The sequence below is a fragment of the Nocardiopsis sp. NPDC058789 genome (assembly GCF_042745575.1).
GTDB lineage: Bacteria > Actinomycetota > Actinomycetes > Streptosporangiales > Streptosporangiaceae > Nocardiopsis > Nocardiopsis eucommiae.
This window is the reverse complement of sequence record NZ_JBHYOW010000007.1, coordinates 85,649-98,683: the sequence shown is the minus strand read 5'-3', so window position 1 is coordinate 98,683 and position 13,035 is coordinate 85,649. Positions and strand designations below refer to the sequence as shown.

Here is a 13,035-nt window from a genome sequence, read left to right as displayed (position 1 = left end):
GGGGACACCCATGCGTATCGCCGCCAAGCTCGCCCTGACCGCGTTCTTCTCCGCCAGCCTCCTCGGGCTGGGCGCCGGGGCCGCTTCCGCGGAGTCTTCCTCGGTCTACCACCAGTGTGTCCAGGAGCAGCAGCAGCTCGGTCTGCTGAACCTCAACCTGGACCTGCTGAACCAGTGCATCGCCCAGAACAGCCACAACAAGTAGTGGATCACCAGGCCTGACCCACGATCCCACGGCGGGGGTCCCGGAGCACGCTCCGGGGCCCCCGTCCGTGCGTGGTCCGCCGATCTACACAGGGTTCGCGAGGGGCTCCCGCCCGCCGCGTCGCCCCCGGGACGAGGCGATCAGGTGGATGCCCGCGGCGAGCCCGAAGAACACGTAGAGGACGGCGGCGACCCCCAGGGCGCCGTCCGTGCCGACTCCGTGGACCGCCTCCGGAGCGGTGCCCGCACCGGACGCGGCCGCGAAGCGGACGGCCGTGACGCCGAGCACCGCGATGCCGACCCCGGCCCCCAGGGCGAAGGCGCTCTCCTGGATAGCACCGGCGTCGGCGGTACGCTCCTCCGGCGCCGCGCTCATGACGACGTTCGCTCCGATCGCCATGATGACCCCCGCCCCGAGCCCGAGTGAAGCCATCCCCACCAGGGCACCGGCCTCCGGTGCGGTGGCCACCGTCAGGAAGCCGGACGCCGCCGCGAACAGGCCCGCGACGACCACGATGTGCTGGGCGAACCACCTCCCCAGCAGGGGACCCAGCAACGCGCCGACCGCCGTCGCCACCGCCAGAGGGAGCAGGGCGACCCCCGCCGCGATGGCCGTGCGCCCGTCGACGACCTGAAAGCGCAGTGTCAGCAGGTAGAGCGTGCCGTTGAGCACGCCCACCGTCACCGCGAGCACGAGTGCCGCGTTCGCCAGCGTGCCGTCGCCCAACAGACGCACGTCCAGGAACGGGCGCGGCATGCGCAGCTGCCTGACCACGAACCCCAGCGCCGCGAGAGCGCCCGCGACGATCACGGCCGGGGCCAGCCAGGGCGCCGTGTCCGGTTGTGTGAGGTCCTTCAGACCGGCGACGAGGAGGCCGACCGCCGAGGCCGACAGCACGGCGCTCACCGCGTCCAGACTCGGCGGGTCCGGGTTGGTGGACTCCGGCAGCACGAGCACGGCCGCGACCAGGCAGGCCAGCAGGACGGGAACGTTGACCCAGAACACCCACCGCCAGTCCCCGTACTCCACGAGCGCGCCTCCCAGCAGCGGCCCCAGGGCCGAGCCCGTGCTGAATCCGGCGGCCCAGACGCCGTAGGCCAGCGCACGTGACCCGACGTCGGGGAAGATCACGCGGATGATGGCGACCGTCCCGGCGATGAGCAGAGCGGAGCCGACCCCCTGCCCGACGCGGGCGGCGATCAGCAGGGCCCCGCTGGCGGCCAGACCGGCCGCGGCGGCCCCGACCACCGCGACGACCAGGCCGATCAGGTAGACGCGTCTGCGCCCGAACCGGTCGGCCGCCACCGCGCCGGGGATGAGCGCGACCCCGGCAGCGAGGGGGTGGACGTCGCCGGTCCACAGGGTCTGGGTCGTGCCGAGGGACAGTGCCCCGGTGAGCTCGGGCAGGGCGACGGTCACCTTGGACAGGTCCGTGCCCCCGACGAGCATCACCGTGCCGAACAGCGCGAGGATCGCGTGGGAAGTGCGGCGACGCGTGGGAGCGGTCGTTGCGGCCATGAAGGAAACCACCGGTTGCTGGAGGAAAGGGACGTACTCCCGTTCTAGTTCGGCTGTTGGGTCGCGTCCAGGTTCAGTTTCTCACCGAAACCGTGCACTATGAGTGCATGATTGATCCCCGGTTGCGTCTTTTGGTCGCCGTCTCCGAGCACGGCACCGTCACCGCCGCCGCCGAGGCGCTGTTCCGCAGCCCCTCCGGAGTCTCCAGGCAGCTCAAGGACCTGGCCGCCGAACTCGACGTGGACCTGCTCGAACGCCACGGCCGTCGCGTGCGGCTCACCCCCGCCGGGCAGCGCCTGGTCACCCACGCCCGCAGGCTCCACGCGCAGTGGGAGGCGGCACTGAGCGACACCACGGCCGCGGCCCGCCAGTTGTGCGGCCCCCTGAGCCTCGGGGGGTTCCCCACGTCGATCCCGTCGATCCTCGCTCCGGTCGCGCTCCGGCTGAGGGGCCGGCACCGGATGCTGGAACCGGTCGTCCACGAGATCGAGTCCGGCGAACTGCTCCACGCCGTGGAGTCGGGCGGGGTCGACCTCGGTCTCCTGGTGGCCGACGAGGCCACCAGCCGTGTCGCGGCCAGCCACGTGGAGGTCTCCGGAGTCCTCGACGACCCCATCGACCTGCTCGTCCCGGAGGGGCACCGTTTCGCCCACGGTGCGGAGATCGGGCTGGAGGACGCGGCGGAGGAGGAGTGGGTCTCCGGACATCCGCACCAGGACGCCTACCGGGAGTTGCTGACCGCGACCCGGGCGGTCGGCTACGCCCCGCGCGTGGCGCACTTCGCGCGCGAACTCACCGCGACCGCCGCGCTGGTCGCCGCCGGGCTGGGCGTCGCCGCCGTGCCCAGGCTCGCCATGACCGTCCCCCACCCCGGGGTGGTCCAGGTCCCGCTCACCCGGGGCCAGGTCCCCCGGCGCCGCGTGCTGCTCGCCCTGCGCCACGGCTCCCGTGAGAACCCCCGAGTCGCGGCGGCGGTCACCGCCGTCGGGGAAGTCTCCCGCGCCCTGTGCCCCGAACGGTTGCCCGAGGCGGGGCGTCCCGCCTGAGCGCGCCCCCTGAGTGACCGAGCCCACGTGGACGCACGGGCCGACGCGCACCGCGTGGAGGGCGTCGGAATCACCGGGTTTTCGCAGGCCACCGCAGGGACGGAGGGCGCCTCACCCTGCCCCGGAGGATGTACTACAGTCTGTCGTATGTTTGCATCCCCGGCCTCCGCGACGACGGCCCTCAACACGATCCCCCCGCTCGCGGCGGACGAGATGGAGGACATCGTCCTCCTCGGAGTCCCGCTCTGGGGCTGGCAGATCGCCGTGGCCGCCGTCGGCGTCCTCGCGCTGGTCCTGCTCGCCAGGACCATCTGGAACCCCACCCAGAAGTCGCTCCGCGCCTGGGCTCTGGGCAACATCGCCGTCAACGCCGGGATCGCCGTCACCGGAGCGACCGTGCGGGTCACCTCCTCGGGCCTGGGATGTTCCGAGTGGCCCAAGTGCACACCTGACAGCTTCGTGCCCATCGACACCGGTCACGCCGCCCTCAACGCCGCCATCGAGTTCGGCAACCGGACCCTCACCTTCGTGGTGCTGGCCGTCGCCGTGATCACCCTCGTGGCGGTGCTGCGCATGGCCCCGCGCCGCCGCGACCTGGTCCGACTGGCCGCGATCATCCCGTTCGGTGTCCTGGGGCAGGGCGTGGTCGGCGGCATCACCGTCTGGACCGACCTGCACCCGGCCTCGGTGGCCACCCACTTCCTGCTGTCCATGGTGATGGTCTTCGTCACGGTGGCGCTGTACGTGCGCTGCCAGGAGCCCGAGGGGCGGCCCCAGCTGGCCGTGGGGCCCATGCTGCACACGGTGAGCATCGGCCTGGTCGTGGTCGGGTTCCTCCTGCTGATCGCCGGAACCGTGGTCACCGGCACCGGGCCGCACGGCGGCGACGCCGCGGCTCCGCGCTGGAACCTGGACCTCTCCGCCGTCACCCGCGTCCACTCGGTGCTGGGCTGGCTGGTCCTCGCGGGCAGCGTCCTGGCCACCGTCATCGCCTTCCGCAGCGGTGCCTCCCGCATCGCCCGGACGAGCAGCGTCGCCCTGTTGGTGATCGTGCTCCTCCAGGGGGTCCTGGGCTACACCCAGTACGCTCTCGAACTGCCCGAGGGCCTGGTGGTGCTGCACGTGCTGGGCTCCGCGCTCACCTGGGTGGCCGTCTCCCGCCTGTACTTCGCCACCACGCGCCTGGTCCCGCCGGGCGAGGAGGTCACCGCGGCGGCTGACCGTGCCGGGGAACGTAGTTCCGCTGCGTCTGCGGGGTAGTCGGCTGCTCGGCCCGCGCCTGGGCGATGACGTGGGCGAAGTCGGCCCGGCGCAGGAAGCCCGAGTCGGTGGGGTTCTCCGCCCAGCCGGGGGTCACCGGCTGGGGGACGCGCCCGAGGAAGGTGTCGCGGGCCACGTGCATCAGCGCGAGGAACGAGTCCCGGTTGACCTTCCAGTCGTCACGGGGCAGCCCGGCGTCGAGCTTCTGGTGCAGGAGCGCGAGCTCGGTGGCGGCAAGCTGGTAGTCCTTCATCGCCGCGCGGCCCCGGGCCCCCGCGTTGCGCGCCGCCCATTCACGGGCCCGGCGTCTGCCGGTCATCGAGCTGAGCATGGTGATGTCCGCCGGGGTGACCAGGCCCGTGGAGATGTAGGGCGGCAGGTAGCGGTCGATCGCCGCCACCTGGCCGCGCCGGTCGTGGGCGGCGATCCCGAGGATCCCGAGCAGGAACACGAAGAGCACCAGGTAGGCCACGCCCAGGCCGGTCCAGCCGAAGTAGGTCGAACCGTTCCACATGCCGTGCAGCAGCACCGCCGTGACCCATCCCCCGATCGGGGCGAGGAAGCGGAACCGGCCGGTGCGCATGGCCGCGTAGGCCACGCCCAGACCGATCATCGCGGTGTAGACGGGGTGCCCGAACGGCGCGATGAGGCCCCGGATGGCGAAGGTCGCGACGAGGGTGTTGTCGAAGAACGCGCTGAGGAAGTACAGGATGTTCTCGGTGAAGGCGAACCCCGTCGCCACCATCCCGGCGTAGACCACGCCGTCGGTGAAGGTGTCGATCTCGTTGCGGCGCCGCCACAGCAGGATGAGCAGGACCATGCCCTTGGCGCTCTCCTCCACCACGGGGGCCACCAGTGACGTGCTGAGGAAGTCGGCCACGCCCTCACCGAACACCGGCTTGGTGAGGTAGGTCAGCCCCCAGCTGTTGAGCAGGAACGACGCCACGACCGCCACCCCGGCGCCCCACGCGAACGCGAAGAACAGCACCCAGCCGGGCTCGGGTTCGAGCCGGTCCAGCATGAGGATGAGCGGCACGAGAATGGTCACCGGGATGATCGCGGCGACCAGGCTGACGAGGAACCCGGTGGCGCCGTCGATCCCCGCCGCCGCTCCCCCGGCCACCGCCAGCGTCCACAGGTACGCGAGCATACCGATCATGCACACCACGCTGACGGTGGTGCCCAGGATGAGGGTCATCGAGTACCGGGAGCGGCGTCCTTGCAGGATCGCCCTGCTGTCGAGTCGGGGCATGAGCACAGATCGTAGCGGGTCAGCGGGTGGGAGGCGGGGTCGGAGTCGTGCCGGCCCGGCACGCGGCCCGCCTCCGGTCCCGTACCCGGGAGCGGCCGGGTACGAGAGGATCGGACCGTTCGTCCGACACGGAGATGAGGCACGGTATGGACTCGAAGACCGAGACCGGAAGCTCACGCTGGCTCCTGCTCCTGCGCGTCGCGGTGGGCGCCAGCCTGGCCGCGCTCCTGTGGGAGTTCCTCACGGCGGGGCAGTTGATCACGTTCAACATGGCCGCCCTGCCGCTGCACTGGGGAGGGGCCTTCGCGGTGCACGTGACCGCCGGTCTGCAGCTGCTGGCCGCCGTCCTGGTCTGGCGCCTCCCCGGTGCCGGATCCCGCTCCGGTCCCGCGCACGACCGGCTGGTGGCGCTGGTGAGCCTGCTGGCGTTCCTGCTGGGCTTTCCCCAGGCGGCCCTGGGCACCTACGGTCCGCTCCAGGCCCACGTACCACTGGCCCTCCTGCTGGTGTCCACCGTCGTGTGGTCGGCGGTCCTGGTGTGGCGCCGCCCCGACCCGAGCTGACCCGATCGCGGGTCCGCCACCGGAGGGTCCCCCGGGCCGTGGAAGCGACGGCTTCCGGGACCGGGAGTGCGACCCCCGGGACCGTGAGGCCGCCGCCCGGAAATCGACCCTGTGGACAACCGCCGCGCCCGGCTCCGTCTGGGGAGACTGGAAGCGTCGGGAACCCCGGACGGGCGGGGCTCCGGCGTCGGCTGAGGCGGGGAGGTCCGCACGGGTGTCGGTGATCTGGATGGTGGGGTTGTTGTGCGAGTGGAGGGCGTGGGGCAGGCGGCTCTCGACGGCGGTGCGGGCACGGGTGTCGGCCATCGCCAGAGCAGCCGGGGCCGCGACGGGGCCGGCGCTCGGCCGCGTGTCCGGGGCGTGGGGGAAGGAGTGGCCGCCGCCCCGGGGAGGTGGTTGCGCTGCCCGCGTCAGGGCGGTGTGGACCCCTACGAAGCGGCGCTCCCCCGTGTGGAGGAGCGCCGCTCGTGGAGGGCTCGCGGACACGCCCCGCGGGCCAGGACGTCTAGGAGAGGAAGCGCGCGATGAGCGGGTCGACGGTGACCGCCACGAACAGCAGCGCCAGGTAGGCGTTGGTGAGGTGGAAGAAGTTCATCGTCTTCAGCTGGGCTCCGGTGACCCCCGCCTTGGAGCGGCTGAGCAGGCGGTGGGCCTGGACGACCAGCAGGGCGCCCAGCACGAGCGCGACCACGCCGTAGAACCAGGTGGTCCCGGCCACCGGCCAGAAGATCAGGGAGACGATCACGGTCGCCCAGGTGTAGAGCACCGACTCCAGCAGCACCCGGCGGTCGCTGGCGACCACGGGCAGCATCGGGACCTGGGCTGCCGCGTAGTCCTCGCGGTAGCGCATGGCCAGCGTCCAGGTGTGCGGCGGCGTCCAGAAGAACACCACCAGGAAGAGCACGAACGGGGCCCAGTCGAGGCTGTTGGTGACGGCGGCCCAGCCGATCAGCACCGGCATGCAGCCGGCGATGCCGCCCCACACGACGTTCTGCGCGGTGCGCCGCTTGAGCAGCATCGTGTAGACGAAGATGTAGAAGGCGATCGCGAAGACCGACAGCACGGCCGAGAGCACGTTCACGAGCACGAGGAAGCCGACCGTGGAGCCGATCGCCAGGATCAGCCCGTAGGTGAGGGCTCCTCGCGGGGTGACGAGGTCCATCGCGCCGGGACGCTGTCGGGTGCGACGCATCTCACGGTCGATGTCACGGTCGATGTAGCAGTTCATCGCGTTCGCGCTCGCGGCGGACATCGTGCCGAACACCAGCGTGGCGACGGCGGTCCACAGCGGGGGCACGCCCCCGGCGGCGACGAACATCACCGGGATGGTGGTGATGAGCAGGAGCTCGATGACACGGGGCTTGGAGAGAGCGACGTAGGCACGCGCGTGGTCGCCGAAGGAGGCCTTGCGGGGGGCCTCGGGGGCGGCGGACGCCTGGGTGTCGGACTCACCGGTGTGGGGTGCGCGGTTGGTGAGGGCCATCAGATCGGCGCCCTCACGTCCGGAGGCACTCGTGTCCCCTGGGGGGCCGGCACGGTTTCAGACACGCGGATACCTCGACAACTCTTGGGATTCGACACTGCTCGCCACGCGGGGTCGATCGGACCGACAAAGCGGCAGGATCAGCGAAAACCCCGTCAACGACAAAGTGTAGTACTTACCTGTCCGGATCGGTGACCAGCCCCCTCCGTACGGGTGGCCTCAGGCCCCTGACGGCCGACCGACCCGGGCGCCGGACTCCCGCTCGGGTGTACAGAAGGGTCGCACAGGCCCCTTCACGCTTCCACCGTGCCACGCGTCGCGGTCCGCCGCGCGCCCTCGGGGCACAGGGCACACCGGCGCCCGAGTCCCGAAAGTCGCGGGCCGCCGGGCGAGGTGCCCCGGGGGTCCCGACGACCGGGGCCGAAGTGGCGCACACGGCCCCTACCCGCCGGTAGTCAGAAGTGTCGGGAAACGACATCTCCGGCCACGGACGATAGGCTCGCGGTGGGCCCTGTTCTCGCCCCCGTCACCACGGGGACCGAGCTCCGGACACCGTGACCCAGACGCTGTCGCACCGGCTCAGCGACCCGAGCCCCGCGCCATGGGGCCGTGCCGCGCCAGCCGTCGAAGCCGATCCCGCCCTCCCCCGCGACCCGCCCGACCCGGCGGACCGCCGACGGGGTGCCCGGCCGTACAGCCCGCACACACAACCCACGCCCGCCCCGGAACCGGGTGCACGGGTGCCGAGAAGGAGCAGACAAGTCCGTGAACGCCCACACCCCGAAGAACCTGGACTGGTCGGACCTCGACCTCCGCGCCGTCAACACGGTTCGGGCGCTGGCCATGGACGCGGTAGAGAAGTCGGGTAACGGTCACCCCGGCACCGCGATGAGCCTCGCGCCCGCCGCCTACCTCCTCTTCCAGAAGGTGATGCGGCACGACCCGGCCGCACCCGACTGGGTGGGCCGGGACCGCTTCGTGCTGTCGATCGGCCACTCCAGCCTCACGCTGTACATCCAGCTCTACCTCGCCGGGTACGGTCTCACCCTCGACGACCTGCGCGGCCTGCGCCAGTGGGACAGCCTGACCCCGGGTCACCCGGAGGTCGGCCACACCGCCGGAGTGGAGACCACCACCGGCCCCCTCGGCCAGGGTGTCGGCAACGCCGTCGGCATGGCCATGGCGGCCCGCCGCGAGCGCGGCCTGTTCAACCCCGAGGCCGGTCCCGGCGCCAGCCCCTTCGACCACCACGTCTACGCGTTCTGCTCCGACGGCGACGTCCAGGAGGGCGTGAGCCACGAGGCCAGCGCCCTGGCCGGGACCCAGAACCTGGGCAACCTCATCATGATCTGGGACGACAACCAGATCTCGATCGAGGACGACACCCGCATCGCGCACAGCGAGGACGTCGTGGCCCGCTACGCCGCCTACGGCTGGCACGTGGAGGAGGTCGACTGGACCGCCACCGGCGAGTACGTCGAGGACGTCGACGCCCTCTACCAGGCGATCCTGCGCGGCAAGGCCGAGACCGAGCGCCCCACCTTCATCCGCCTGCGGACCGTCATCGGCTGGCCCGCGCCCAACAAGCAGAACACCGGCGCCATCCACGGAGCGGCGATCGGCGCCGCCGAGATCTCCGCCACCAAGGAGATCCTGGGGCTGCCCGACGCCCCGTTCGCGGTCGAGGACGCCGTGATCGAGCACACCCGCAAGGCGCTGGACCGCGGCCGCGAGGAGCACACCGCGTGGGACCAGACCCTGGACGCCTGGCACCGAGGCGCCGGTGAGCACGGCGAGCTCTTCGACCGTCTCCAGTCGGGCAAGCTGCCCGAGGGCTGGGAGGAGTCCCTGCCCTCGTTCGAGGCCAGCGAGAAGGGTGTGGCCACCCGCAAGGCGAGCGGCGAGGTGCTCAGCGCCATCGCCCCGGTGCTGCCCGAGCTGTGGGGCGGCTCCGCCGACCTCGCCGGGTCGAACAACACCACCCCCAAGGGCGAGCCCTCCTTCCTGCCCTTCGACCGGGCCAGCACCATGTTCCCGGGCAACCCGCACGGGCGCGTGCTGCACTTCGGCATCCGCGAGCACGGCATGGGATCGATCCTCAACGGCATCGCCCTGCACGGCCCGACCCGCCCCTACGGCGGCACCTTCCTGGTGTTCAGCGACTACATGCGCCCGGCCGTGCGCCTGGCCGCGCTGATGAAGCTGCCGGTCACCTACGTGTGGACGCACGACTCCATCGGCCTGGGCGAGGACGGCCCCACCCACCAGCCGGTCGAGCACCTGTGGTCGCTGCGCGCCATCCCGGGCCTGGACGTGATCCGCCCGGCCGACGCCAACGAGACCGTCGTGGTCTGGCGCGAGGTCGTGGCCAACGCCGACCGGCCCTCGGCCCTGGCGCTCACCCGCCAGAACGTGCCCACCCTGGACCGGAACGAGTACGCGTCCGCCGAGGGCGCCGCCCAGGGCGGTTACGTCCTGGCCGAGGCCTCCGGCGGGAGCCCCGAGGCGATCGTCATCGCCACCGGCAGCGAGGTGCAGCTGGCGCTGGCCGCCCGCACCGAGCTGGAGGAGGCCGGTACGCCCACCCGCGTGGTCTCCATGCCGTGCGTCGAGTGGTTCGAGGCCCAGAGCCAGGAGTACCGCGAGCGGGTCCTGCCGCCGTCGGTGCGTGCCCGCGTCTCCGTGGAGGCCGGTATCGGCATGGGGTGGCGCTCCTACGTCGGTGACGCCGGCGTCTCGGTGAGCCTGGAGCACTTCGGCGCCTCCGCCCCCTACGAGACGCTCTACGAGAAGTTCGGCATCACCTCCGAGGCCGTCGTCGCGGCGGTCCGCGACAGCCTGGCCAAGGCCGGTAGCTGACGACGCGGGCCGCCGGGACGACCCCCGGCGGCCCGCACTCCGTGTGAATTCAGGAAGGCGTGAGACCCACATGAGCACCACCGCTCTCAAGGACCTGGCCGACGCCGGTCAGTCCGTATGGCTGGACGACATCAGCCGTGACCGGCTGCGCACCGGCAACCTGGCCGAACTGCTGTCGACCCGCCACGTCACCGGCGTCACCTCCAACCCGTCCATCTTCGACAAGGCACTGGCCGAGGGCGACGCCTACGACATCCAGGTGCACGAGATGGGTGTGCGCGGGGTCTCGGTGGACGAGGCGGTCCGGCTGCTGACCGCCTATGACATCCGCTGGGCTGCGGACACCCTGCGCCCGGTGTACGACTCCACCAACCGCGTGGACGGCCGGGTCTCCCTGGAGGTGGACCCGCGACTCGCGCGCGAGACCGAGCGCACCGTGGCCGAGGCCAAGTCGCTGTGGTGGCTGGTCGACCGGCCCAACGTCATGATCAAGATCCCGGCGACCGTCGAGGGCCTGCCCGCGATCACCAAGGTGCTCGGGCAGGGCATCAGCGTCAACGTGACCCTGATCTTCTCCCTGGAGCGCTACCGCGCGGTCATGGAGGCGTTCCTGGAGGGCCTGGAGCTGGCCCGCGAGAACGGCCACGACCTGTCCCGGATCCAGTCCGTGGCGTCGTTCTTCGTCAGCCGCGTGGACGCCGAGGTGGACAAGCGCCTCAGGGCGGTCGGCACCCCGCGCGCCGAGGAGCTGCTCGGCCGCGCCGCGATCGCCAACGCGCGCCTGGCCTACCGCGACCACGAGGAGGTCTTCTCCTCCGAGCGCTGGAAGGCCCTGGCCGCCGAGGGCGCCACTCCGCAGCGCCCGCTGTGGGCGTCCACCGGGGTGAAGGACCCCGCGTACGCGGACACCCGTTACGTCACCGAACTGGTCGCGCCCGGCACCGTCAACACGATGCCGCAGGCCACCCTGGACGCCACCGCCGACCACGGCGAGGTCACCGGGGACACCGTCCAGGGCACCTACGAGGCCGCCCAGGCCGACCTCTCGGCGCTGGCCGAGGTCGGCGTGGACCTGGACGACGTGACGCGTCACCTCGAGGAGGACGGCGTGGTCAAGTTCGTCGACTCCTGGGAGAGCCTGCTCGGCCAGCTCACCCTGAAGCTCGACGAGCTCTCCTGACCCGGACCCCTCCCGGTCACCGACCCGCGTCCGCGCGCCGCGCGGACGCGGGTGCCACCAGCCACCAGGCCGTTCCCGACAGGAAGAGACGGAGTCCGTGAAAGAACCGGTGATGCCGGGGGCGGTACCCAACCCGCTCCGCAACGCCCTGGACCGAAGGCTTCCCCGTATCGCCGGGCCCAGTGTGCTGGTGCTCTTCGGCGTCACGGGGGACCTGGCCCGCAAGAAGCTCCTGCCCGCCATCTACGACCTGGCCAACCGGGGGATGCTGCCGCCGGGCTTCGGGCTGGTCGGCTTCGCCCGCCGCGACTGGGAGGACCAGGACTTCGCGGCGGAGGCCTACGAGGCGGTGCGCAAGTACGCGCGGACACCGTTCCACGAGGACGTGTGGCGCCAGCTCAGCGAGGGTGTGCGGTTCGTCCAGGGGAACCTGGACGACGACGAGGCCTTCGACGAGCTGGCTCGGACCGTCCGTGAGCTGGACACGCAACGCGGCACCGGCGGCAACTACGCGTTCTACCTCTCGCTGCCGCCCAAGCTGTTCCCGACCGTGGTCACCCAGCTCAAGCGCAGCGGTCTGGCCACTCCCGAGAAGGGTCAGGGCACCGGGGGCATCACGCCGTGGCGCCGGGTGGTGATCGAGAAGCCGTTCGGCCACGACCTGGAGAGCGCCAAGGAGCTCAACGCGGTGGTGGACGACGTGTTCCCGCCGTCGGCGGTGTTCCGCATCGACCACTACCTGGGCAAGGAGACGGTCCAGAACATCCTGGCGCTGCGGTTCGCCAACACGCTGTTCGAGCCGCTGTGGAACCGCAGCTACGTGGACCACGTGCAGATCACCATGGCCGAGGACATCGGTGTGGGCGGGCGCGCGGGCTACTACGACGGCATCGGCGCGGCCCGCGACGTCATGCAGAACCACCTGCTCCAGCTGCTGGCCCTCGTCGCGATGGAGGAGCCGGTCTCCTACAGCGCGGACGCGATCCGCGCGGAGAAGGAGAAGGTCCTCTCGGCGGTGACCCTCCCCGACGACCTGGGCAGGGGCACGGCGCGCGGACAGTACGCGGCCGGGTGGCAGGGCGGCGCGGCGGTCCGGGGCTACCTGGAGGAGGACGGGATCCCGTCCGACTCGGTGACCGAGACCTACGCGGCGCTCCGTCTGGACGTGGGCACCCGGCGCTGGTCGGGTGTGCCGTTCTACCTGCGCACCGGCAAGCGGCTCGGCCGACGCGTGACCGAGGTGGCACTGGTGTTCCAGGCCGCCCCGCAGCAGCTGTTCGCGCGCGGCGACGTGAGCGAGCTCGGGCAGAACGCGCTGGTCCTGCGCATCCAACCCGACGAGGGGGTCACCCTGAGGTTCGGGTCCAAGGTGCCGGGCGCCTCCATGGAGGTCCGCGACGTGAGCATGGACTTCACGTACGGGCAGTCCTTCACCGAGGCCAGCCCCGAGGCCTACGAGCGGCTCATCCTGGACGTGCTCATCGGCGACCCGCCGCTGTTCCCGCGCCAGGAGGAGGTGGAGCTGTCGTGGCGGATCCTCGACCCGGTCGAGGAGTACTGGGCCGCGTCGGGCCAGCCCGAACAGTACGGTTCGGGCACCTGGGGTCCGGAGTCCGCCGAGGAACTGCTCGCCAGGGACGGACGCCAGTGGCGTCGCCCGTGAACGCCG

The 13,035-nt window shown here is 71.7% G+C and carries 10 protein-coding genes; 7 read left to right on the top strand and 3 right to left on the bottom strand.

From position 1 onward, the window contains the following. The first annotated feature begins 10 nt into the window (after nt 1–10). Complete coding sequence (locus ACFW3L_RS11955; RefSeq protein ID WP_017545115.1) at nt 11–205, top strand: hypothetical protein; 195 nt, start codon at nt 11–13, stop codon at nt 203–205. Between the two features lie 84 nt (nt 206–289). Here the strand turns inward: ACFW3L_RS11955 and ACFW3L_RS11950 are convergent, their stop codons facing one another. Then, on the bottom strand, nt 290–1,723 hold the full coding sequence (locus tag ACFW3L_RS11950) for an MFS transporter (protein ID WP_378739249.1): 1,434 nt from the start codon (nt 1,721–1,723) through the stop codon (nt 290–292). A 107-nt stretch (nt 1,724–1,830) separates the two neighbouring features. Between ACFW3L_RS11950 and ACFW3L_RS11945 the strand changes: the two genes are divergently transcribed. After that, nucleotides 1,831–2,769, top strand: coding sequence for a LysR family transcriptional regulator (locus tag ACFW3L_RS11945; RefSeq protein WP_378739247.1), 939 nt, complete (start codon nt 1,831–1,833; stop codon nt 2,767–2,769). Nucleotides 2,770–2,916: 147 nt separating this feature from the next. After that, the gene (locus ACFW3L_RS11940) at nt 2,917–4,029 is read left to right on the top strand and encodes a heme A synthase (protein WP_378739245.1); all 1,113 of its coding nucleotides are present in this window, start codon (nt 2,917–2,919) and stop codon (nt 4,027–4,029) included. On the opposite strand, the gene ACFW3L_RS11935 is transcribed toward ACFW3L_RS11940, so the two are convergent. Beyond that, nucleotides 3,974–5,281 carry a PrsW family intramembrane metalloprotease gene (locus tag ACFW3L_RS11935; protein WP_378739243.1) on the bottom strand — a complete coding sequence of 436 codons (1,308 nt, stop codon included), beginning with the start codon at nt 5,279–5,281 and terminating at the stop codon, nt 3,974–3,976. The genes ACFW3L_RS11940 and ACFW3L_RS11935 overlap by 56 nt on opposite strands. 146 nt (nt 5,282–5,427) lie before the next feature. Here ACFW3L_RS11935 and ACFW3L_RS11930 point away from each other — a divergent pair, with 146 nt between their 5' ends. Beyond that, the gene (locus ACFW3L_RS11930) at nt 5,428–5,844 is read left to right on the top strand and encodes a hypothetical protein (protein WP_378739241.1); all 417 of its coding nucleotides are present in this window, start codon (nt 5,428–5,430) and stop codon (nt 5,842–5,844) included. A gap of 505 nt (nt 5,845–6,349) precedes the next feature. Here the strand turns inward: ACFW3L_RS11930 and ACFW3L_RS11925 are convergent. Further along, nucleotides 6,350–7,327, bottom strand: coding sequence for a heme o synthase (locus ACFW3L_RS11925; protein ID WP_378739239.1), 978 nt, complete (start codon nt 7,325–7,327; stop codon nt 6,350–6,352). Between the two features lie 765 nt (nt 7,328–8,092). On the opposite strand from ACFW3L_RS11925, the gene tkt reads away from it, so the two are divergent. The 3 genes from tkt (at nt 8,093) to zwf (ending at nt 13,029) form a co-directional block, all read left to right on the top strand. Next, nucleotides 8,093–10,186, top strand: a complete 2,094-nt coding sequence (tkt, locus tag ACFW3L_RS11920; protein ID WP_378739237.1) for a transketolase — start codon at nt 8,093–8,095, stop codon at nt 10,184–10,186. Between the two features lie 70 nt (nt 10,187–10,256). Further along, nucleotides 10,257–11,366 (top strand): transaldolase, encoded by a 1,110-nt coding sequence (gene tal / locus ACFW3L_RS11915; protein WP_378739235.1) that lies wholly within the window; start codon nt 10,257–10,259, stop codon nt 11,364–11,366. A 112-nt stretch (nt 11,367–11,478) separates the two neighbouring features. Next, on the top strand, nt 11,479–13,029 hold the full coding sequence (gene zwf / locus ACFW3L_RS11910; protein ID WP_378739767.1) for a glucose-6-phosphate dehydrogenase: 1,551 nt from the start codon (nt 11,479–11,481) through the stop codon (nt 13,027–13,029). Nucleotides 13,030–13,035: the final 6 nt, after the last annotated feature.